The following is a 23,954-nucleotide window of genomic DNA, read 5'->3' as shown; positions in this document are numbered from 1 at the left end:
CTTTGAGACTACAATAGGAGGATACATATGGGTATAATTAGGTATGATTTAGGGAATTATGAGTATTTTTCAAAAACTTCCACATCAGACATCGTGACAAACGAGCGATTCAAAGAAAAACTTGATTTTTTATCGCTTTCTAAAATTCGTCGTGAGTCTGTTAGTAGCCTCTTAGATATTTATCAACAAAATCGCGATTACATCTTAAATAGTTTTTATGACCGACTATTGCAGATTGAAACATTTAAAGAAATTATCGAAAAACACTCCGCAGTTGAGCGTCTAAAAAAAACATTTGACCGCCATTTTATTAGCTTATTTACAGATGACCTTGACCTTAATTATGTATTTAAACGCCGAAAAATCGCCTATACACACGCACAAATTGGCGTTTTACCGAACTGGATGATTTCAGCCTATACGTTAATTAACCAACTAATTATCCCACTAATTGTAAAGAAGTATAATCGTAAACCACAACAATTGCTCGATTTGCTCCTAGCATACGATAGTCTCGTAACGATCGACCAACAAATCATTGTCGAAACATATATTGAAATCCAGGCAGGCTCAATCGTCAATGGCCTTGGTGAAATTATTAAATATAACGCCGAGCTTGATCAACTTAAAGGATTAATTGACTTCCAGGACATACAACAACAAGATATTATTACAACAAATAATGCAATGCACAATTTAGAAGCAAGTATCGAAGAAGTGGCTTCATCCGTTAAATCCATTTCTAATAATACACAAGCTTCTTTAAAAGATTTAAACGAAGATTTAAATGTATTGCAACAAGTAACGAGCATATTAGAGTCTATCGATTTCAGTCAATCTTCTGTAGAAGAAGATGTATTACAATTAGTAGAGCGTGTAAATAGTGTAGCAAATGTTATGACACTCATTAAAGGCATTGCAGATCAAACGAATTTACTTGCCCTCAATGCGTCCATCGAAGCAGCACGTGCTGGTGAAGCAGGAAAAGGCTTTTCAGTCGTAGCCGAAGAAGTCCGTAAGCTAGCAGACAGTACAAAAGAATCGGTTCAAAACGTGCACGAAGATGTGAAAGAGCTACTCACGATTACGAAGCGCATCCATTCGCGCACAGCCGAAACAACGCAGCAATTACATGACGGTGTCCATAGTGCCCAACAAATTAACAGTTCACTGAAAGAGTTAAATCAACAGCTCCAAATGCAAGGCAATCAATTTAACGATATTGCGGATACAACAATTTCTCAGGCAGAAGTTGCTTCAGAGGTTGCCCGTTTAAATACAGCGCTCGCTGAAAGCACGAAATTCAGTAAAGACATTACATTCAATACGGGTGCTGCGATTTATGAATTAAGTAATCGAATCGACCAATACCGTGTAAATACCATCTCCAAAAACTTTATTATCGCACAAGAAGACATAATTGAATTAACGATTACCGATCATCTATTATGGCGTTGGAAAATCTACAATATGCTACTTGGCTTTGAGCAAATGACAGAGCAAGATATCGGTTCACCGAAAGATTCTCGCCTTAGTGAGTGGTATAATGGAATGGGACGAGAATTACTTGGAGACCAACAAGCATTTACTGAAATTGAACCATTGCACAATCAAATTTATACACTAGCAAAAGAAGCGGTTCGAGCTTTTAATACAGGGAATAAAAAACATGCAGAACTCCTTTTAGAAGATATTACACATACTTCACAACAAGTGATTCAACGACTACAGCAGTTAAAACAAGAATTCATTGCTAAAAAATCTAAATATGTAAAAGCATAAATAAACAGCGATTTCGTTCACTTCTGTATGACGGAATCGCTGCTTTATTTTCCAAACAAAAAAAACAACCTAGCGTCTCCCAAGTTGTTTTATGTAGTGATGCGGCCTTCCTTCTAGAAAACGAGCATCACATCGAATGTAGCGTATTAAACGGGTAGCAGCGTCCCCCGCTAATCCATTTAATGTACTACCCTTTTACGCGGCCCTTCCTGCTTTGTAAAAGGTTTCGATTGTATTCAATTTATAGACTTAAGCCTGTTACCTACAAGCATTAAATCTTCATTCATTCAATTAAGCCATTAACGATACTAATACCGCTTTTTGTGCGTGTAATCGATTTTCGGCTTGACTCCTGCGCCGCTGCGCTTGCTCGTCGCAGAGCTAAAAGTGTTGCATCCTTTATTTTTAAGCCATTAACGAAACCAATACAGCTTTTTGTGCGTGTAATCGATTTTCGGCTTGCTCATAAATATAGGAATTTGGTCCGTCAATAACAGAAGAAGTCACTTCTTCTTCACGGTGGGCTGGTAAACAGTGTAAGAACATATAATCTGGTTTAGCATGTGCTACTAGCTCATCATTTATTTGATAACCTTTAAAATCGATTAAACGTTGTTGTGTCTCTTCTTCTTGCCCCATAGATGTCCACACATCTGCATAGACAGCATCTGCATCTTTTACTGCGGCAACAGGATCAGTAGTCACAAACACTTCACTACCGTTGACTAAAGCAATTTCACGTGCCTTAGCAATGATATCTAAATCACATTCATAACCAACAGGCGTTGCAACCGCTACATCCATTCCTACATGTGCACAAGCAATTACTAATGAATGCGCTACATTGTTGCCATCACCAACATATGCAACTTTTAAGCCTTTTAATTCCCCTTTGTTTTCAGCGATTGTTTCTAAGTCCGCTAATGCTTGGCATGGGTGGAAAATATCTGTTAATCCATTGATTACCGGAATAGATGCATATTCTGCCAGCTCTTTCACCATCTCATGTGAGTTCGCACGAATCATAATACCATCTAAATAACCAGATAACACTTTCCCTGTATCCGAAATCGGCTCACCACGACCAATTTGCATATCGCGTGCATTCATATACATGCCGTAACCACCTAGTTGCTGCATGCCTACCTCAAACGATACACGTGTACGCGTTGAGCTTTTTTCAAAAATCATCCCTAATGTTTTGCCTTCTAGCAATTTTGGACATTTACCTTCTTTTGTTACTTTTTTTAGCTGTGTAGCCAGTGTAATTAAATCTTGCACTTCTTGTGAAGTATAGTCAAGCAGTGTCAGTAGGTCCTTCCCCTGAAGGCTTGCTACTGGTTTTAACTGCACCTCTTCTAACAATTTCATCTTAAACGCCCCTCGCATACCTTTATGTTACTTTCATTATACATTTGCATAAATATAAAATCAAGTGAATTATTATAATTTTTCTTTCTTTTTTAAATAAACTTAATTATCCAATAAATAATTATACAAGCACCTTAAAAATTATACAGATTAAAAAATAGGCACGCGAGATGATTTATATTTTTACATTAGTTTCCATTTTAGAATCCCCCATCATTTAAGTAATGACCGTAATATCTATCAGGTGTGTTGATTATCAAAATATTTCCTGTATAGAAGCCTGTTTCTTTAGCAAAAACGTAATCAAAAATGACTTGCCAGTTGATTGTAGCGAAATCGGCGAGACTCCTACGGGAATAGCAATAAAGGAACGAAGGCTAAAATCGTCACGTCCTGTGACAACGCCTTCGTGACCAACGTCGTGTTGGCCTGAAGACCCCGCAGGAAATTTATTTGCGACGAAAGCGCAGCGACAGGAGCACCGAGGTACGAGCGACGAGGAGGCTGAGGCCATGCCCGTGGAAAGCGAGCCGAATGGAGCGGAAATCAACATTTCACACGATTCAATTAACAATAAAAGGTAAATCAACACATTTGCCGTAATATCAGTTTAAAAATTGTTCCTTTGAATATCAGTCTAACTACGGTAAAGGCCCCCTAACATATTTGTTAGAAGGCCCGTCTACCGATATTTTTCTACAGTATTAATCAAAAATGATTTTATTTACCATTTTTTGATCTAACTTTTTAATAATTTCTACAAGCAATTTCACTGTATTTTCGTAGTCATCACGGTGAAGAATTCCTGCATGAGAGTGAATATAGCGGGTTGCTATACCAATCGCTAGTGAAGGGACACCGTTTGCTGTTAGGTGGATTGAGCCGGCATCTGTTCCGCCGCCTGCAAGCGATTCGAATTGATACGGAATGTTATGTTCCTCTGCAATGTCTACAACGAAATCACGTAACCCTCTATGTGCTACCATGGATGCATCGTAAATCACGATTTGTGGACCCGCACCTATTTTAGACGTAGACTCTTTTGTTGTAATACCTGGTGTATCGCCTGCCACACCGACATCCACTGCAAAACCAATATCCGGTCTTATTTTAAATGTTGTTGTTTTTGCACCACGCAAGCCGACTTCTTCTTGTACATTGCCTACACCATAGACGATGTTTGGATGATTTTCATCTTTTAATGCACGCATAACATCAATCGCAATGGCACAGCCGATACGATTATCCCACGCTTTAGCAAGTAAGTGCTTTTCGTTTTTCATGACGTTAAATTCAAAGTAAGGTGTTACCATATCGCCTGGTGAAATACCCCATTTAACAGCTTCTTCTTTTGATGCTGCCCCAATGTCAATAAACATTTCTTTTACATCTACTGGCTTTTTACGTGCTTCTGGTGAAAGAATATGCGGTGGCTTAGAACCGATTACACCGATGATTTCTTCTCCTTTACGCGTTGTAATAGTGACGCGCTGAGCAAGCATTACTTGCCCCCACCAACCACCAACCGTTTGGAATTTCAAGAATCCTTTGTCATCAATTTGTGTCACCATAAAACCGATTTCATCTAAATGCCCCGCAATCATAATTTTAGGACCCTTTTCGTCCCCTACTTTTTTGGCAATTAAACTACCGAGGTTATCTGTTTCGATTTCATCTACAAATGGTGCGATATACCTTTTCATTACTTCACGTGGTGCTCGTTCGTTCCCTGGAATCCCGTTTGCATCCGTTAACTCTTTTAACATTTGTAATGTTGGATCTAATTGCGCCATTCTTTCGCCCTCCTAAATATATGTCATTCCCATTATACCGAGAACATTTTGGATTTCAAAATAATTAATAGCCAGAACGTTGGCGCTCATAGTTTTTCTCATTTTTCGCAACATATGCATTTAAAATATCAGTAACTGTAAACCCTAAATTATATGCCAGCTTCCCGTATTTCTTCCATACATCATCATATGTTTCCTCCGTTGGCGAGCTAATAAATGCGGTCACCGCTACAGTTGTCTCAATAAATAATGGTGTTAAATCGGCTTGCTCCTGTACTTCCGGCCATGTCTCCAATGCAAAACCGCGCATATTCCCTAATGAAAGCATAAAGTGAATAGAATCCACAAATTCCTCTAAAATCACTTCGCGTTCAGACGGACCTTTTGTACTCCAAAATTTAAAGCATCTCGTTTCATTCGCAAGTTCTGCTAATTCCACTAAAAGGGCAAGTCCTTTTTCTTCAAACACATCATGTGTAACATGTTGTGTTTCTTCAATAAATGTATCAAGTGCTTTTTGCATCTCGAATAATTGTTTAAAATTCATCTTTTCTCCTCTTTTTCTAAAAAAATTGAAACCTTTTCCCTATACAATCGTATAGAAGGGAAACGTATGTGGCAAGGGGGAATTTTTTATGGCTTTACTTCTTCGAATTTTAATTATCACGCTTATTATATACATATTGTACAAAGGTGTTCGCTATTTGACAGATCCAAAGCGGAAACTAGATGAGGCCTACGAAAAAGGGGATTATTATTTTTATGATGATGTGAAAAATGTACGCAAAAACTTTTTTATTTCTTATAAAGGCGCACTTTTTGAAGGCGAAAAATATTTAGGTACAACAGAAAATGCATTTGAAGTTGTCTCGATTTTTATATTTGTTCATGACCCGATGAAGTTGCAAGGCTTTACAAAAGAAGATTTCTTATTTTTAGAGAAGGAAATTTTAATGAACTACCCTAACGCTAAAATCAACTGGAAAAATCCAATTGAGCAGTTGATGAAAGAATAAAGGAAGGCGGCTTTTTTATAAAGGCCGCCCCCTTATTGAATGAATGTTAATACAGGATACACATATGGTTCTACTGGTTCATCTATCACTTGCCAATTGGTTGCTTTGATGACAGGGAAATTGTAGCCTTTGTAATTGGTTACATCTAGCACGCCCTCGATTGCAAGCCAAGTATCTTCTTCGTAAAGGTTAGCTTCTTCAGATTCGACTAAAAACCCAAGTATACTTGCATCCGCAATGCAATGTACAATCATAAATCGAGATAAAACAAACTGATTTGTATGAAACCCTTCCTCTTTATAAACAAATCCTGTGACTTTTATTTTTCTCCCTATATATTTTTGAGGGTTGTCATTCAATTGTTCATTGTAAGGGCCATACATACTATCCGTTACTTCAATGATATCAGCACCTTGTAATAATTGTAGTTGCTTTCCATATTCATCTTCCGTTAAATAATTATTGTTTGGTAAAGCAATATCCTCTGCCGTATAAATATCAATGTCCTCTTTTTCCGTCAAGGAGTCCGCATGTTCAAACAAAGAGAATTCTTCACTATGATGTTGTGGTAAAAAAGAACCTTTATTTGCGGCAATGGTCGCGTTTAATGTCGCTGGGTTTAGTGTAAATCCTGTAATAATCGGAAAAATGATAATACTATAGCCCATCACCCTTTTCAAAGTGAATTGATTATTCCCATGGTCATGATTACAGTTTGAGGAACAAACATGATGCCGCTGTTTTATCCGAAACAGTTGAATCAAAAACAACATAATGAAAATACACGCTGTGATTTTGCTCATCACATCATATTTCGGGTTAATATACTTCGTAATTTCCCCTGTATAATGTAGCTTCATAAAAAACAACGCAAAAAAACCGAGTAATATCGCTTTAATAACATGTTGTAAATGAAATGACACGACTCTCGCCCTCTCCTAAATAAAACTCGTAAGACTGACAAAGAGAAAAACAATAGAAGTAATAAGAAGAAATAACATGAAGACAAACCTTGCTTTAAATATACTTAATAACATAATCGTGTTTTTTAAATCGATCATCGGACCATATACTAAAAACGCTAAAATAGACGTGGTCGGAAATATATTTTTAAACGAAGCACCTATAAAAGCATCTGCCTCTGAACATAAAGATAAAAAGTACGCTAAAGCCATCATAACAATCGTCGAATGATAAATACTATCTCCAAAAAACAACAGAGACTGGGCAGATACATATGTTTGTAAAGTAGCTGCCGCAAATGCACCAATAATTAAATATTTACTCATATCGAAAAACTCATCGATTGAATGCTTTAACATACTGTTCATGCTAACGAATAATGGCTGTCGTTTTTCTTTCGATGCAGGAAGATGCGTTTCTGATTTTAGCTGATTCGATGTAAATAAATAACTAATAATAAAGGCAATAACCAAGGCTGCTATAAAACCGACGCCCATTCGTAATAAAGCCATTTTCAGATCGTTTCCAAATGCCATATAAGTAGATACAATCACAATCGGGTTAATAAGCGGTCCTGTTAACAAAAAGCCAACCCCTGCATATAGAGGGACACCCTTCTCGACTAATCTCCGCACAATCGGTACAATACCACATTCACAAGCTGGAAATAATGCTCCTACTACACAACTCATAAAAACGGCGAATAATTTATTTTTCGGAATCCAAGCGCGAATCTGCTCTTCTGTAATAAAGATTTGAATAAATCCAGCTATCAGTACACCAATTAGTACAAACGGTATCGCTTCGATTAATATGCTAAGAAAAATAGTATTCAACTGCTGAAAAGAATTGGGAATCGAAATGAATTCTTTTGTTGATAAAATGGGGAGGATAAAAGTGATACCAATAAACAAACCTATTATCGTAACCGTTGACATATGACTAGATTTAGCTTGCTGTCTATACTGCATTGAAACTCTCCCTCTTTCCTAAAACAATACGCGTTTAGTAATTTTCATTAGCAATTTAATTACGATAGGCGAGCTAGATATCATATTTCTAATAAGATAAATACATTATTTCATAATATACTATTATAAAATGCTAGTATTTATTCTCACATTTATATCAGTTGAATTTATCAGTTATAGCAGTTAATAATGATTGCATCTGCAATACCGCATGAGCGTGCAGAATGAGAACAAGTAAGAAGTGTAAAGCGGAGGAACGAGCCTTGCTAAGGAGGCTCGTGCGGAACATACGTGCAACTACTTTTGTGAAAATTTAATTTACTTTCATAAAACAAACATATTCTATTTGTCCATTTATTTCTCTATACTACATTCACAATAATAAAAATCTGAATCGCCGCGAGTAAAGGAAATCCAAAAGCAAAAGTGTTATGTTTTGTTTTATGTCGGAATAAGTACATCCCGAGCACACCTCCTATTGCTCCGCCCAATATAGCAATAGTCAATAATGTTTTTTCCGCAATGCGCCATTCCTTTTTAATCGCTTTTTGTTTGTCGTTATACATTAAAACAAATAAGATGAGTGATAAAACACCAACATATGCATAGACTGCTAATTCCATAGAGTATCCCCTTTCTTATGTATATCTATTAAAAAAGACTGATAGGAGCCCCTATCAGTCTTTACTTATTAAAATTATTTAGCTTGTGCAGTTTTTGTACCTGTCGCTTCGCTTTCGGTACAGAAAGTGCAAAGCTTCATCTGAAAGCTTTTAAGTACTAGAAAAGTATCTACTTCTTATTTAGCTTGTGCAGTTTTTGCAGCTTCTGCTAATTGTGTGAATGCTGCAGCATCAGTTACAGCTAAGTCAGCTAACATTTTACGGTTAACTTCGATACCAGCTAATTTTAAACCGTGCATTAAACGGCTGTAAGAAAGACCATTCATGCGAGCAGCTGCATTGATACGAGTGATCCATAATTTACGGAAATCACGTTTCTTTTGACGACGGTCACGGTATGCATATACACCTGACTTCATTACTGCTTGGTTAGCTACTTTGTATAACGTGTGTTTTGAACCAAAGTAACCTTTAGCTAATTTTAATACTTTTTTGCGACGAGCGCGTGTTACTGTTCCGCCTTTTACGCGTGGCATAGTAATTACCTCCTGCTAATTCTCTCGAATGTGTATTTTATATGTCGAACCTGAATGTTCAATGTTAGATTACTTCATGTAAGTTAATAATGTACGAATGCGTTTGAAATCGCCAGAAGTAGCGATTTTTGCTTTACGCAGTTGACGCTTTTGCTTTGTTGATTTGTTAGCAAATAAGTGGCTACCATAAGCACGGTCAAATTTTAATTTACCAGTACCTGTTTTTTTGAAACGCTTAGCAGCGCCACGGTGAGTTTTCATTTTTGGCATGTCGATTTCCTCCTAAACTGATCAATTCATTATTACTTCTCGTTCTTTGGGTTAAGAACTAAGAACATGCTTCGGCCATCCATCTTCGGCTTTTGTTCAACCGTTGATACTTCAGCACAAGCTTCAGCAAAGCGATCTAACACACGTTGACCAATTTCTTTGTGTGTGATTGCACGACCTTTAAAACGAATAGACGCTTTCACTTTGTCTCCCTTTTCAAGGAACTTCTGTGCAGCACGTAATTTCGTTTGGAAATCATGTTCATCAATTGTTGGGCTCAGACGAACCTCTTTTATATTGATGATCTTTTGATTTTTACGAACTTCACGGTCTTTCTTTTGCTGTTCAAACTTAAATTTACCATAGTCCATGATACGTGCGACCGGGGGCTTGGCTTGAGGGGCCACAAGGACAAGATCCAAGTTAACACGAGCGGCAATTTCAAGCGCTTCGTTTCGTGATTTAACACCTAGTTGTTCACCGTTATGGTCAATTAGACGAAGTTCACGTGCGCGGATGCCTTCGTTTACATACATGTCTTTGCTAATAATAATCCACCTCCATAATGTGCGCGAATACATGGTTTGGGCTTGAGAATGACCCGAGTTGAACGGTACACTTTCGATATGTCCATAAAAAAAGAGCGGACTTTTAGAAAGGTGTCCGCCCACTGTATGTGCATACGTACTAATAACGTAAAACAATTCAACGTATTCAACCTGTAAACAGCAAGATGCGTTCATTCAGGTGAGAAGCGGGCAGCCTCTTCTTCAAACTTGTATTCATAACCTAAACAATCATACCATGGACGTAATATAGTGTCAATAATTTATTTCCAAAAAAATATATCATTGCATGAGCTAGTAGAACTGTCTCATATCTCATGATGCGAATATGTAAGAAACGGCTGTAAAAAAGGGAATTATCCCTTTTGACAGCCCGTTCTATTTATTATTTTGTTACTTCTGCTCTAATGTTGCTTAGGAACTCTTCAAAGCTGATTGTCTCAGAATCTTTCGAGCCGTAACGACGAACGTTTACGCCACCCGCTTCTACTTCTTTGTCCCCGATCACAAGCATGTACGGGATTTTCTTCATTTGTGATTCACGGATTTTGTAACCAAGTTTCTCTTCGCGGTCATCCATCTCAACACGAATACCTGCTGCTTGTAATTTCTCTTGAATTTTACGCGCATAATCATAGTGCACTGCGTTTGAAACTGGGATAATTGTAGTTTGCACTGGTGCTAACCAAGTTGGGAATGCGCCTTTATATTCTTCGATTAAGAAGGCTACGAAACGCTCCATTGTTGATACAACACCGCGGTGAATAACAACTGGTCGTTGCGGCTGGCCATCTTCACCAATATAAGTTAAGTCAAAGCGTTCTGGTAATAAGAAGTCAAGTTGGGCAGTTGATAGTGTTTCTTCTTTCCCAATCGCTGTTTTTACTTGCACGTCTAGCTTTGGACCGTAGAATGCTGCTTCGCCCTCAGCTTCGTAGTAATCAAGTCCAAGCTCATCCATCGCTTCTTTTAACATGCTTTGTGCTTTTTCCCACATCGCATCATCGTCGAAGTATTTCTCTTTATCTGCTGGATCACGGTAAGATAAACGGAATGAGTAATCGTTAAGATCGAAATCTTTGTATACCGCTAAGATTAGCTCTACAACTTTTTTGAATTCTGTTTTAATTTGATCTGGACGAACAAAAATGTGAGCATCGTTTAACGTCATCCCACGAACACGTTGTAAACCTGAAACAGCACCACTCATTTCATAACGGTGCATTGTACCAAGCTCTGCAATACGAATTGGTAAATGGCGGTATGAGTGTAAACCATTTTTGAATATCATCATATGATGTGGGCAGTTCATTGGACGCATAATTAATGTTTCATTATCCATTTCCATTGGTGGGAAAATGGAGTCTTGGTAGTGATCCCAGTGACCAGATGTTTCATATAATTTTTTCGAGCCTAGTACTGGTGTGTACACATGTTTATAGCCCAGCGCTAGCTCTTTATCCACGATATAACGCTCAATTGTACGGCGGATTGTCGCACCATTTGGTAACCAAAGTGGTAAACCTTGACCTACAGTTTGAGAAGTCATGAATAAATCAAGCTCTTTACCAATTTTACGGTGGTCACGTTCTTTGGCTTCTTCAAGCATTTGTAAGTGATGCTTTAACTCCTCTTTTGTGAAGAAAGCCGTACCGTAAATACGTTGTAACATTTTATTGTCTGAGTTACCACGCCAGTAAGCGCCTGCTAAAGATAATAGTTTGAACTCTTTTAATTTACCCGTTGATGGTACGTGTACACCACGACAAAGGTCAAAGAAATCCCCTTGGTAGTAGATCGATACTTGTTCACCTGCTGGAATAGCATCAAGTAATTCTAATTTATACTCATCGCCAACTTCTTCATAAATTTTTTGCGCTTCGTCACGTGATACGTTTTTACGCTCAATTTCAATGTTTTCAGCAATGATTTTTTTCATTTCTTTTTCAATTGTCGGTAAGTCTTCCGCTGTAATCGGTGTTGGCGAATCAATATCATAGTAGAAACCAGATTCAATCACTGGACCAATCCCTAATTTTGCATCTGGGAATACGCGTTTTACTGCTTGTGCTGTTAAGTGAGCCGTTGAGTGACGCAGGATTTCTAACGCTTCTGGTGATTTATTTGTAATAATTTCGATTACTGCATCTGCTTCGATTGGTGTTTTGGCGTCTACTAATGCACCGTTCACTTTACCAGCAAGAGCTGATTTTTTTAGGCCTGGGCTAATAGAGCCAGCAATGTCTAACGTAGAAATACCTTTTTCAAATTCTTTTACGTTTCCGTCTGGAAAAGTAATTTTAATCATTTCTGACATATAGATGTCCTCCTTGAATTATTGTTTGTGTCATCCATTCGAGATTGATCGGCGGGTTCAGATGAAATATCGGCGATTTTTAAATGTTATCAGCGAGTCCGAACAATATATGAGCGGATTTCATGCAATCTGACCAAATAAAAAAACGCCATCCCAAAAAGGGACGACGCGTATGCTCGTGGTTCCACCCTTCTTCCTTCCGAGAAAAATTCTCGAACGAAGCTCTAGGTCAGTTAACGTACTGAATAACGCCAGCGAATTGTCCTCGCTGAAGCTCCAAGGTAGTAAAATTTGCGTCGTACTAGGAAGCTCCCAGCCAAGGCTCCCCTCTCTACAAGTCGGTGCACAAATTCCGTGTCCTTTTCAAAGCATTTTGAGTTGTTTAATTACTAGGACAGTATACGCCTCGTTGTCAAAAAAATCAACTGCTAAAATGTTACGAATTTCGACGATTAATGCCTTCCATACAAATCGGTATTGTAATCGCCTTAATGCGCTCCATAATACGAGCAGCCTTTACAACTTCAATGTCTCCGCGCTGCGATTGCGCTAAATGATGCTCCAGTCCTGCATAATCAAAATTCGATGTAATAAACGTCGGTAATTGTTCACTCATACGGTAATGCATGATTGTCCCTAAAATTTCATCACGCGTCCATGCCGACATCGTCTCTGCTCCAATATCGTCTAACATTAATACAGGTGCTTTTTTTACATAATCAATCTTTTCGTTTAAGGTTTGATCTTGGATAGAATTTTTCATTTCACGTAAAAACTCTGGTACAAATACGACGACAGATTTTACTTTTAATGCAGCTAGCTCGTTCGCAACGGCGCCTAAAACAAAGGATTTGCCTACACCAAATTTACCGTATAAATAAAAGCCCTTTGATGGTAACTCACCTGTTGTTTTATATTGTGCAATAAAGTCTGCTGCTTTATGTGCAATCTCTAAACGCGATTGATCATCAATCATTAAATCTTTTAATGTGGCTTTTAAAACATCTTTCGGCATATACATACTCGAAATCATCGTCGCTGTTTCACGGTGCTCATCTTCACGTATTTTTTGCTCACAACGCACATACTTAATTTCAATATTTCCACGTAGCATATAAAGTTCAGGTACAAAGCCTGCTAGCATATTGCTACAACAGGCAGTCGATTGTGCACCACAACATGTAGCAGTTTGAGAAATAAATTCATCTAATTTCGATAAGCTTCTATCGATGACACTTGATGTTACATCATTTTCTATCACAAACTTTTGTACTTGTTTATTGTTTACAATTTCTTTTCGCATCGCCTCATATCGCTCTTGAAAGGATGGAATTTTTATACTTTTTAATGCTCGATTAATCGGTTCGATGTTAATTCACCTGCCCATCTTGTCCTAGCTTTTGGAGTATTTTTTGTCGTTCTGCTTCAAAGTCTACAGTTGCAGCTGTCGTTGGCGCTTGAGACGGCCCTTCATCACGCTTATAAAACCAATCTGGTACTTTTTCTTCACGTCCGCTCGCCTTTTTATAAACCTGCTTTTGTGGCGTATTCGCTTTTGATTCGTTTTCCGCCTTCCATTTGGCATATTTATCGCGTTCCTGACGGGCTAAATCCATCGCTTCTTTAGCGGTCTTTAAATTTTTTCGAATCCAGTGGTCTGCAATTTTTTCAACATATTTTGTTGGTAAACGCATGTCCGTAGTTAGCATAACGTATTCAAGTAATACATTCACTACACCTATTGGCATATTATGCTTCATGATTAAGTCTTCCGCTAACTGTACAGAAGCTGGAATTGGCTCTTTCCCATTATTAATATCACGTAACACTTGAATCGGTGGTGTATTTTCTAAATAATGCAACAGTTCCTGTTCTTTCGAGCGCTTTACTTCAGTAGATGCTTTTGATTGCTGCTCAAATGTTTTAGCTAATTTTGGTGCATCTTTTGAAATCGTAATTTTATAATAATCTGCTGCTGCCTTTTTCAAACGTTCTACCGGCAATCTCATTGTATCGTCTAACGCTAATACGACGACCTTCTGCATTTCAAGGGGTGATAATTTATATAAAAAAGCGAGCTTCGCAATGAGCAGACAAGTTTCAGCCGTCAGCGCACTTGAAGGCACGAGTTGCTCCGACAGTCCCGCACGTAACAACGCAAAATCAAATTGCTCATAATAAAACGGATAACCTTGCTCGATATCACGTTCGTCCAGAATATCTTGTGGCACATTCGTATGCACAGGTTTATATACATCTATAAAGGTACGGGTCACTTCGCTATATCCCCGTTTATCAACTTGCTTACAAAAACGATTTCGTAGCTTGCGATAAGCCTGCTCACCAATTTTACTAAATAAAAACATGGAGAGTAATGGATCGGCAAAAAAATCACGTGCTTCTAATGGCCGCACTAATTCGTAAATAAATGTACGACTATCCTGCTCATCCTTTCTCCATGTACGTAGTAAACCGATTGCTTCAAGTGCAATACGTGCCTCAAAAATGGTACGAACAGGCATACCAAGCACATTCATTAAATAATAATGTGTCATCGTACCTGTTGCATGATCTTCTCCTTCAGCCCAAAGCGTTAAATATAAACTAATGGGATCGGGTCCTGTTAACGGTTGATAAAACAACGTTAGTAACTGTCGTTCATTTGTTGATAAAGCTTGAGGGAGCGTAATTTCAAAATGATCCGTCGCGAGCAATTCCTTATACATATGAACCACTTGCTTCACTCCTCACTTCATTATTTTTCATTCGTTTGCTTTTGTAATATATCTTTTAGTTCATCAATAAAAACATTAATGTCCTTAAATTGGCGATAGACGGAAGCAAAGCGAACATAGGCTACCTCATCGATTTGGGATAAGCGGTCCATGACCATTTCACCAACGTCTTCTGAACGCACTTCTGGATTGCCGATACGGCGTAAATCCTTTTCAATTGATAACACTAAGTCTTCCAACACTTCAAGTGCAACTGGTCGCTTTTCACATGCACGAATCAGTCCACGCAATACTTTTTCACGACTAAATTCCTCGCGTGAGCCTTCCTTTTTAACAACTATTAATGGTGTCTCTTCAAGTTTTTCAAACGTCGTAAAACGAAAGCTACATGACTCGCATTCACGTCGACGTCGAATCTCCTTATTATCATCTACCGGTCTTGAATCAACAACGCGCGTACCATTGTATTGACAAGATGGACATCTCATATAAACATTTCTCCTGATTCATTTCGATTTAGTACAACTATTATAACAAATATTCTCGGATGAAAAACAGCTATCCATTTTGTTATTTCAAAAGCTTTCTTCTCAACGAAAGCTTATACTTCCCTACGAAAAAGAGGCTATCGCATAAAGCGGATAGCCTCTATTTTAGCCGATGAAAAAGTAACAATTCAATATACATATCAAAAAAACATCAGCTCGACCAAATTTCAGTCGAGCTGTGCCTTTTTAAATCAATTATGCTTTTACCTTAGCTAATTCATTTACTACTTTTCTCGCTAAGTCTACTACGCGAGCTGAATAACCCCACTCGTTGTCGTACCAAGCTAATACTTTTACTTTACGAGTGCCCATCACCATTGTTGTTAAACCATCAATTGTGGATGAGTAAGTTGTTGTATTGTAGTCAGATGATACTAATGGCTCCATTGAGAAGTTTAAAATCCCTTTCATTGGACCTTCAGCAGCTGCCACGAATGCAGCATTCACTTCTTCTACTGTTACATCTTTCTGTAAGTCTACTACTAAGTCAACTAAAGAAACGTTTGGTGTTGGTACACGAAGTGCCATACCGTGTAATTTTCCTTTTAACTCAGGTAATACTAAAGCTAATGCTTTTGCAGCACCTGTTGAAGTTGGAATGATAGAAGAAGCACAGTTACGTGCACGACGTAAGTCTTTGTGCGGATTGTCAATATTGTTTTGGTCGTTTGTATAAGCGTGAACAGTTGTCATTAAACCGTTCTCAATACCAAATGTATCATTTAATACCTTTGCTACAGGAGCTAAACAGTTTGTTGTACAAGATGCATTTGAAATTACATCATGCTTTGTAATGTCTAGTAAATTGTCATTTACGCCAAGTACAACTGTAATGTCTTCATTTTTACCTGGAGCAGTTAAAATGACTTTTTTCGCACCAGCTTCTAAGTGCATTGCCGCCTTTTCACGGTCGTTGAATTTACCAGTTGCCTCGATTACTAACTCTACGCCCATTTCTTTCCATGGTAATAATTTAGGATCACGTTCAGAAACAATTACTACACGTTTACCATTCACGATTAACGCATTCTCTTCTGTTTCCACAGTACCATTAAATGAACCATGGTTTGTGTCATACTTAATTAAGTGCGCTAATGTTTCAGCTGGGTAGCTAGCATTGATTGCCACTACATTTAAATCATCTTGAACAATAGCTTGGCGGAATACCATACGACCAATTCGGCCAAATCCATTAATTGCAATAGAAACTGTCATATTATAAAAAGCCTCCTGTAAATTAGGTTATCATTTTATTTATTATATACGGTGATTAGTATAACACATTCTTCAAAAAGATGAACATTATTCGTTAAATATTTTAAAGTTCTTATTTTCTGAAAATAAACAGGTGGACTCATCACGCAAAATGTAAGCACTTTAGTCCATATCGATGATACGTAAAAGAGGATGTTTAGGAATTTTCCTCTTCCTAAACATCCCCTAATCCATTATTAAATGATACCCCATTCTTTTAAAGCAGCTTCTAATTGTTGTGCGGTTGATTCAATACTTCGATTATTATAAATGACTACATCTGCCCCTTGTTCTTTGACTAACATTGGCAGTTGTGAGGCCATGCGTGCACGCGCCTCTTCTTCTGATAAATTATTTCGTTCCATTAAACGTTGCAGTTGAATATCTTCCTTGACAGAAACGACTAAAATTTTATCGACAAAATGTTGTAATTTACTCTCAAACAAAAGAGGGATATCCATTACAATATGTTTTTCGCCCTTCGCTACATATTCATCACGTTGACGAATCATTTCCGTTCGAATGGCTGGATGAATAATATCATTTAATATTTTTCGTTTCGCTGGCTCATGAAAAATAATTGCCCCAACCTTTTCGCGATCCATCGTCCCATCTTCTTGAATTACGTCTGCACCAAATGCTTGTGCAATTTGAGCAAGTGTTTCTGTGCCTGGCTCAACAACTTGTCGTGCAACTAAATCTGCATCAACAATCGGTAATCGGTAACCTGCTAGCATGTTAGCGACTGTACTTTTTCCACTTGCAATACTTCCTGTTAACCCAATAATCATCTACTGACACCCCTACTTTTGACAGCTTGGACAATACGTTGATGTGCGCCCTGCAATCACAACGGCCTCTGTCTCATTGTGACATACTAAGCATACTTTTTTACTGTACATTTTTAAACGATCTTGCATGTTTCCTGCCCCACCATTGACACTGCGATAATCGGAAATCGTTGACCCACCATTGTCAATACTTTCGCGAAGTACCGCACAAATAGCTTCAAACAATTCCACTTTGTGTTCCTTACTAATTTGACTCGTTTTACGTGTTGGCAGAATTTTCACGGCAAATAAGCTTTCCGTCGCATAAATATTACCACAACCTGAAATTACTTGTCCGTCCATAATGACCTCTTTTATTGGCTTATTGGCATATTTCGGCTTTTCACATTTGGCTAAAAAATAATCACACGCATCCTGGTCAAATGGCTCTGGTGCCATTAACGTCAGTGGCGGATGATCTGCAATTTCCTTCACAAAACGCAACTCACCAAAACGACGAATGTCTGCATATACAAGCAGTTCCCCTGTATTTAATGTAAACACCGCATGTACATGTTTCCGAAACTTCGGTTCAGCGATTTCATCTAAATGATTGACGACAAACCAAGCCCCCGACATCCCTAAATGACTAATGAGCAAAAATGAATCTCCGCCCTTTGATACATGAAGGAAAATATACTTTGAACGACGCATGACCTGTTCGATCTTCAACCCCGAAACGACAAGTTCAAAATCGGTAGGATGGGCATTTTTCACAATACATTGTTTCCCTTGCGCGGCTGCGTTATATACAACTTCAGAAAACATAACGCGCTCAATCGTTTTCCCTTCAATTAGGGGCTTCAAATCACGGACAACGCCTTCTACTTCTGGTAATTCTGGCATAATTCCTCCTTACTTCGCGTCATACCACGTTGGACCGTAAGAAAAATCAACCTTTAACGGCACCTTTAGCTCAATGGCATTTTCCATTACTTCTGGTACGATACGCTCTAAAATTTCAATTTCCTCTTGTAGTACTTCGAAAATTAATTCGTCATGCACTTGGAGTAATAGCTTTGCTTGCAAACCTTCCACTTGAAGACGAGCATCCATATCAATCATCGCCTTTTTAATAATATCTGCCGCACTTCCTTGAATCGGTGTATTCATCGCTGTACGCTCTGCAAAACTACGTAAATTAAAGTTAGAACTATTGATTTCTGGTAAGTAACGTCGACGATTTAATATCGTTGTAACGTACCCATTTTTCTTCGCTTCTGACACGATCGAGTCCATATAGCCTTTTACACCTGGGAAACTCGCTAAATAGTTTTCAATAAATGTCGCGGCTTCCTTCCGTGTAATATCTAAATTTTGCGATAAACCGTAATCACTAATACCGTAAATAATTCCGAAGTTTACAGCTTTTGCTGCACGACGCATATTCGATGTCACTTCTTCAGGCTTTTCTACACCAAATACATCCATCGCTGTACGCGTATGAATATCCATCCCTTCACGGAACGCTTCTACTAAGGTCGGATCTTCACACATATGCGCTAATACACGCAACTCGATTTGTGAATAGTCTGCTGCAAAAAGCACCCATCCTGGCTTAGATGGCACAAATGCTTGACGAATTTTACGTCCCTCTTCCAGTCGAATCGGGATGTTTTGTAAATTCGGATCTGTTGAACTCAAACGACCGGTCGCTGTTAACGCTTGTTGGAAGCGTGTGTGTACTTTCTCATCATCACCGACAACTTTCATAAGCCCTTCAATATATGTGGATTGTAATTTCGCTAGCTGACGATAATCTAAAATGTATTTTACGACATCGTGCTCAGCTTTTAATTTTTCCAATACATCTGCGGCTGTAGAGTACCCTGTCTTCGTTTTCTTAATGACTGGTAAACCTAGCTTATCAAATAAAATGACCCCTAATTGTTTCGGTGAATTAATATTAAAGGTTTCACCTGCTAGCTCGTAAATTTTTGCTTCAATTTCATCTAGCTTTTCCGCTAAGTCTTCTCCCATTTGCTGAAGCGTATCCACACGTACAGTAATCCCTCGTGATTCCATTTTGCCAAGAATAGAGGCAAGTGGTAATTCTAAGTTTTTATAGAGCGCAAACTGCTCATTTTCTTTTAACTTTTCCTCCAGTGTCGGTTGCAAATGCCATATCGCTAACGCTTTTCGTGCTACATGCTCTGCAAGAACTTGTTCTTCTGGACGTGTCCATTTAGCGCCCTTTCCATATACCGCTTCATTTGACTGGACATTTGTATAGCCAAACTCTTTTGCCAATGCTTGTACATCGTCACCTGAAATCGCTGGATTGACAATATAACTCGCTAATAGTAAGTCAAACGTTACACCGCGCAATTCAATACCCATTCGCTGTAAAATGGCCTGTGTCGCTTTACTATCAGCCATATATTTTTCTTTCGTTTCATCTTTTAGCCAAGCTATTAATGCTTCATTTGTAATCGTGTCGTAAATTGGCACATATAATGTATGCTGCCCATCTGTTAAGCTTATGCCAAACACTTTACAACCATGATAATGCTCATTTTCAAGCTCCACATGTATCGCCATTCGATTCGCTAACATAGTTGCTGTTACATCGTTCACAATTTCAACTGTAATTTCTGCTTGTTCCGCTTGTTCCCCTTGGAAATCACTTTTTTCAATTAATGATTTAAAACCAAGCTCTTTCCAAACCGTTAATAACTCTTCCTCATTTGGTCCAGGATAATTTAATTCACCTAAACTTATCTCAACAGGTGCTTCTGTATAAATCGTCGCCAACTTTTTAGACAGATGTGCTTGCTCTTCATTCGCGACAAGCTTTTCTTTCATTTTTGACGCTTTCATCGTATCAATTGCCACGTAAAGCGATTCAACGGAGCCATACTCTTTTAATAATTTAATCGCTGTTTTTTCACCAACGCCAGGAACACCTGGAATATTATCTGAAGCATCGCCCATTAGTCCTTTCATATCGATAATTTGATGTGGCGCTAAACCGTACTTTTCTTCGATATGAGCAGGTGTATATTTTTCAATATCCGTAATCCCTTTACGTGTTACATAAACGGTTACATGGTCATTTGCTAATTGCGTTAAATCTTTATCTCCGGATACGATTACGACTTCCATCTCTTCGCCTGTCGCTTGTTTAGCAAGTGTTCCGATAATGTCATCTGCTTCGTACATCGGCAATTCATAGCGCTTAATATTGTATGCATCGATTAATTTTCGAATATACGGAAATTGCTCTGACAGTTCAGGTGGTGTTTTTTGACGACCACCTTTATACTCGCCATAAGATTCATGTCGGAATGTCGTTTTCCCCGCATCAAATGCCACAAGCATTTTTGTCGGCTGTTCCTCCTCTACAATCTTTTGTAGCATCATCGTAAAGCCATATGTTGCATTCGTATGGATACCTTGGTCGTTCGTTAAAAGGGGCAACGCGAAAAATGCCCTGTATGCTAAACTATTTCCATCTAAAAGTAGCACTTTCTCCTTTGTCATCGTATCATCCTCCGTCAATTCAAGTCTTCTCTATTGTAAAACATATGTACGTATTTTAAAAACAAAAAAAGATGCTAAGCTATACGCTCGCATCTTACTTTAACTTTTTGAACTTATATTGTTTAGCAACCTTTTCTTCTACATAAAAAATTTCTTCATAAATAACAGTCAATAAAAAGGCGTTCATAAATGAGAAAATGATATATAATGGCATACCAGCTAAATTAAATTGCATAAGACTACGTGCAAATGTTTCAACAAAGCCAATTTGCGCAAAGAAGAAAATGATTCCAACCCCCACTTGCCAAATGGGGCGCTTATCTTCTCGCTTATCAAACCATAACACTTTTTTAAACGCATTGCGCACATCTTCTGCGATCACTAAACTTAATCCATAAACCATTAGGAAAAACACCGGCACAGTTAACAATTTTATATTCATGATGCTAAAGTCTGCCTGATTATACCAAGCACTAACTGAAGCAGCCATAGCAAAGGACAACAATACATTTTGAATAATTCTGTTCAACGTCCATTCCCCCAATTCTAACTTCCTACTCATAATGAGCAACACCCAAAACATATATTACCATTTGAGTAACCGTTGCTTTCCGCTGCGGCACTCGCTTTCCACGGGCGAGATCAAGCCTCCTCGTCGCTCATCCTTCGCTCCTGCGGGGTCTTGATTACCTCGCTTTTCCCGTAGGAGTCTCGTGCCTCCGCTACAAGCAACTACTGTTCCATACAAAATCGGTTACTTAAAAATAATGAAAGATTCTCATTCATTACAGTAGAAGCTAGGCAATTATATTTGCAAAGAGAAAGAAAATGATTTCTTTTAGATAATAGAAATATTTTTCTAGAATATCGAGAAGTATTCACTTTTGCCGTAGCGCGCCATAGCCACAGGAGCCGGAACAGGAGATCCAAACAGGCCACGCCTGTTTTAGCTCCTGTGTAGGCTGTGGCAAAGCGCGGAGGCTATGATACTACTTTCTTTTAATATCTCTTACTATTTAATTAGCATTTTCAGGATGTATTTTTGCTCATTGCGAGTTCCTATCTAGTATAACAAGATTCTTGTTATCTTTTAATAGATTTTTGATTTCTATAAGAGGAAATAGTTAAGAGTATAGGAAAATTTCCTATACTCTGTTAGATAGTTGGGGGACTATGAAAGAATATACGTAAACAAGCTGTTCTATAATTTAAATTTCGTCATTTGTTCGTTTAGTGCATTGACCATGTCATTTAATTGAGTTGCGATACTATACATTTCTTCTGTTGAAGCTGTTTGCTCTTCTACTGATGCCACAATGCCTTGTGCATGTTCAGAAGAATTTTGGAGTAACGATACCGTCGTATTTGTCGTATTCATTACTTCACTTGAGCTTGCCGCAATCTCTTCAACCGTTGCAGTAATGGATTGAATTTCGTCACTCATATTGTTAATCACTGTCACAATTTGCGTAAACGTTTCACCCGCTGAATAAATGGATTTACTTTCGCCCTCAATTTTTTGTACTACATCTGAAATCGCCCTAACCGATTCCGTGGAGTCGTTTCGCATATCCGTAATCAGTGTCGCAATATTACTTGTTGATTTAGAAGATTGTTCTGCAAGTGAACGAATTTCATCGGCAACAACAGCAAAGCCTTTTCCGTATTCGCCCGCACGAGCTGCTTCAATGGCCGCATTTAATGCCAGCAAGTTAATTTGATCGGCAATATTAGAAATAATTTTTGTAATTTCGCTTACTTCAATCGATTTATTATTCATTTTCTCAGTAATATCAAGTGAAGCACGAGCTGACTCATCAATCGTTTGAATGCCTTTTACGGATTGTTGAATGACGTCATTCCCAATAGAAGCTGCATTTGTTGCTTCATGTGCACTTTCCGCCACATGATTAGACGCAGTTGAAATCGCATGAATTTGTTCAGAAATATTGACGATTGCTACATGATTTTGGTCCGCACCAGCAGAAATAAGCTCAGTAGATGTGGCAATTTCAGTAATTATATCTGATACTTGACCAGATGTAACCGTCAGTTGTTCAAGACTTTCTGATAAGTTGGTTGCACCTTGTTGAACATGCTCAGACGTCGTTGCAACATGCGTCAATGTTTCCTTTAACTGCAGTTGCATATTTCGGAAACTATTACTTAATCGCCCAAGTTCATCATCACTAGTTAATGTAAGTTCTTCTGTTAAATCGCCTTGTGCTATTTTTTCTGTATACGTTAATAATTTGCCAAGCGGTACATTGATACTACGTGAAACATAAAGGGCAATCCCAATTCCTATTGCCATCGCAATTGCTAATATACCTAGAATAAAAGTCGTAATTTTCTTTTCTAAATCAATAATAAAATCCGCATCAGAATCTAGTCCTAGCACAGAATCTGTATTCGACACTTGAAAAAATGTAGAAATGTGATGACCGTAATCATCTTCATAAATGTCGCTCACAATTACATCGGTTGTCTGTAAAGCATCCGCTTGGTCTTTCGTAAACGCTAATGGTGTTAAGTATTCATCTGCATTCGATAATACTAAAATCACTTCCTCACCATCTACTTTACTCATAATATAAACATTTTCTAAACCAAATTCATTTTGAAAATCATCCGAAATCTTTTTTAGTTCTTCATACGCAGTTGGATCTTGTTTTGCCCTTTGAACTAATTCTTCATCTATTAAAGAATTATATTTTTCAAGTTTTAATTTTAAGCTATCTTCATACTTAGGTACTACATGTTCGTCTATCAGTGAATGTGTAATGTAGTTTAAAAACACCCCAAAAATACTACTCACTAGTACAACAGGAATGATGATACCTAACAATATTTTCATTCGAATCGTTTTAAACTTCTTCACTTTTCCATTTCCTTT

At 38.1% G+C, this 23,954-nt stretch carries 21 protein-coding genes; 2 read left to right on the top strand and 19 right to left on the bottom strand.

Features of this window, described 5'->3' with window-relative positions:
- Window positions 1–27: 27 nt before the first annotated feature.
- Window positions 28–1,782 carry a protoglobin domain-containing protein gene (locus AAGS61_RS06365; protein ID WP_391368926.1) on the top strand — a complete coding sequence of 585 codons (1,755 nt, stop codon included), beginning with the start codon at window positions 28–30 and terminating at the stop codon, window positions 1,780–1,782.
- Between the two features lie 405 nt (window positions 1,783–2,187).
- Here the strand turns inward: AAGS61_RS06365 and argF are convergent, their stop codons facing one another.
- The 3 genes from argF to AAGS61_RS06350 all read right to left on the bottom strand — a co-directional run bounded on the left by argF (window position 2,188) and on the right by AAGS61_RS06350 (window position 5,493).
- Window positions 2,188–3,153 carry an ornithine carbamoyltransferase gene (argF, locus tag AAGS61_RS06360; protein WP_391368923.1) on the bottom strand — a complete coding sequence of 322 codons (966 nt, stop codon included), beginning with the start codon at window positions 3,151–3,153 and terminating at the stop codon, window positions 2,188–2,190.
- A 704-nt stretch (window positions 3,154–3,857) separates the two neighbouring features.
- Entirely contained in the window at window positions 3,858–4,946 is a 1,089-nt protein-coding gene (locus AAGS61_RS06355; protein WP_391368920.1) for a M42 family metallopeptidase, read from the bottom strand.
- A gap of 64 nt (window positions 4,947–5,010) precedes the next feature.
- Complete coding sequence (locus AAGS61_RS06350) at window positions 5,011–5,493, bottom strand: dUTP diphosphatase (protein ID WP_391368917.1); 483 nt, start codon at window positions 5,491–5,493, stop codon at window positions 5,011–5,013.
- Between the two features lie 88 nt (window positions 5,494–5,581).
- On the opposite strand from AAGS61_RS06350, the gene AAGS61_RS06345 reads away from it, so the two are divergent.
- Window positions 5,582–5,962, top strand: coding sequence for a sigma-w pathway protein ysdB (locus tag AAGS61_RS06345; protein ID WP_391368914.1), 381 nt, complete (start codon window positions 5,582–5,584; stop codon window positions 5,960–5,962).
- Window positions 5,963–5,994: 32 nt separating this feature from the next.
- Here AAGS61_RS06345 and AAGS61_RS06340 read toward each other — a convergent pair whose 3' ends face one another.
- From AAGS61_RS06340 to AAGS61_RS06265, 16 genes are all read right to left on the bottom strand, one after another.
- Complete coding sequence (locus tag AAGS61_RS06340; RefSeq protein WP_391368911.1) at window positions 5,995–6,885, bottom strand: TIGR03943 family putative permease subunit; 891 nt, start codon at window positions 6,883–6,885, stop codon at window positions 5,995–5,997.
- Between the two features lie 15 nt (window positions 6,886–6,900).
- On the bottom strand, window positions 6,901–7,896 hold the full coding sequence (locus tag AAGS61_RS06335) for a permease (protein ID WP_391368908.1): 996 nt from the start codon (window positions 7,894–7,896) through the stop codon (window positions 6,901–6,903).
- 362 nt (window positions 7,897–8,258) lie between these two features.
- On the bottom strand, window positions 8,259–8,519 hold the full coding sequence (locus AAGS61_RS06330; protein ID WP_391368905.1) for a DUF1294 domain-containing protein: 261 nt from the start codon (window positions 8,517–8,519) through the stop codon (window positions 8,259–8,261).
- Between the two features lie 176 nt (window positions 8,520–8,695).
- Window positions 8,696–9,055 (bottom strand): 50S ribosomal protein L20, encoded by a 360-nt coding sequence (gene rplT / locus AAGS61_RS06325; protein ID WP_391368902.1) that lies wholly within the window; start codon window positions 9,053–9,055, stop codon window positions 8,696–8,698.
- A 69-nt stretch (window positions 9,056–9,124) separates the two neighbouring features.
- Complete coding sequence (rpmI, locus tag AAGS61_RS06320) at window positions 9,125–9,325, bottom strand: 50S ribosomal protein L35 (RefSeq protein ID WP_332649953.1); 201 nt, start codon at window positions 9,323–9,325, stop codon at window positions 9,125–9,127.
- A gap of 32 nt (window positions 9,326–9,357) precedes the next feature.
- Window positions 9,358–9,861, bottom strand: a complete 504-nt coding sequence (gene infC, locus AAGS61_RS06315) for a translation initiation factor IF-3 (RefSeq protein ID WP_391369342.1) — start codon at window positions 9,859–9,861, stop codon at window positions 9,358–9,360.
- A gap of 415 nt (window positions 9,862–10,276) precedes the next feature.
- Window positions 10,277–12,208 (bottom strand): threonine--tRNA ligase, encoded by a 1,932-nt coding sequence (thrS, locus tag AAGS61_RS06310; RefSeq protein WP_391368898.1) that lies wholly within the window; start codon window positions 12,206–12,208, stop codon window positions 10,277–10,279.
- A 436-nt stretch (window positions 12,209–12,644) separates the two neighbouring features.
- A complete protein-coding gene (dnaI, locus tag AAGS61_RS06305) occupies window positions 12,645–13,577 on the bottom strand; it encodes a primosomal protein DnaI (protein WP_391369339.1) in 933 nt (310 codons plus the stop codon).
- Window position 13,578: 1 nt separating this feature from the next.
- A complete protein-coding gene (locus tag AAGS61_RS06300; protein WP_391369336.1) occupies window positions 13,579–14,934 on the bottom strand; it encodes a replication initiation and membrane attachment family protein in 1,356 nt (451 codons plus the stop codon).
- A 29-nt stretch (window positions 14,935–14,963) separates the two neighbouring features.
- Complete coding sequence (gene nrdR, locus AAGS61_RS06295) at window positions 14,964–15,431, bottom strand: transcriptional regulator NrdR (RefSeq protein WP_391368895.1); 468 nt, start codon at window positions 15,429–15,431, stop codon at window positions 14,964–14,966.
- Window positions 15,432–15,686: 255 nt separating this feature from the next.
- Window positions 15,687–16,706: a glyceraldehyde-3-phosphate dehydrogenase gene (locus AAGS61_RS06290; RefSeq protein WP_391368892.1), complete on the bottom strand. Its 1,020-nt coding sequence runs from the start codon at window positions 16,704–16,706 to the stop codon at window positions 15,687–15,689.
- 236 nt (window positions 16,707–16,942) lie between these two features.
- On the bottom strand, window positions 16,943–17,536 hold the full coding sequence (coaE, locus tag AAGS61_RS06285) for a dephospho-CoA kinase (RefSeq protein ID WP_391368889.1): 594 nt from the start codon (window positions 17,534–17,536) through the stop codon (window positions 16,943–16,945).
- A 12-nt stretch (window positions 17,537–17,548) separates the two neighbouring features.
- The gene (gene mutM / locus AAGS61_RS06280) at window positions 17,549–18,421 is read right to left on the bottom strand and encodes a bifunctional DNA-formamidopyrimidine glycosylase/DNA-(apurinic or apyrimidinic site) lyase (protein WP_391368886.1); all 873 of its coding nucleotides are present in this window, start codon (window positions 18,419–18,421) and stop codon (window positions 17,549–17,551) included.
- Between the two features lie 9 nt (window positions 18,422–18,430).
- On the bottom strand, window positions 18,431–21,058 hold the full coding sequence (polA, locus tag AAGS61_RS06275) for a DNA polymerase I (RefSeq protein WP_391368883.1): 2,628 nt from the start codon (window positions 21,056–21,058) through the stop codon (window positions 18,431–18,433).
- Window positions 21,059–21,152: 94 nt separating this feature from the next.
- Window positions 21,153–21,587 (bottom strand): DNA polymerase I, encoded by a 435-nt coding sequence (locus tag AAGS61_RS06270; protein ID WP_391368881.1) that lies wholly within the window; start codon window positions 21,585–21,587, stop codon window positions 21,153–21,155.
- 672 nt (window positions 21,588–22,259) lie between these two features.
- Entirely contained in the window at window positions 22,260–23,939 is a 1,680-nt protein-coding gene (locus tag AAGS61_RS06265) for a methyl-accepting chemotaxis protein (RefSeq protein WP_391368878.1), read from the bottom strand.
- Window positions 23,940–23,954: the final 15 nt, after the last annotated feature.

This window comes from Lysinibacillus sp. KU-BSD001, from assembly GCF_042920265.1.
In the GTDB taxonomy this organism is placed as follows: Bacteria; Bacillota; Bacilli; order Bacillales_A; family Planococcaceae; genus Lysinibacillus_B.
The sequence above is the reverse complement of the archived record's forward strand: the minus strand, read 5'-3'. Positions and strand labels throughout refer to the sequence as shown.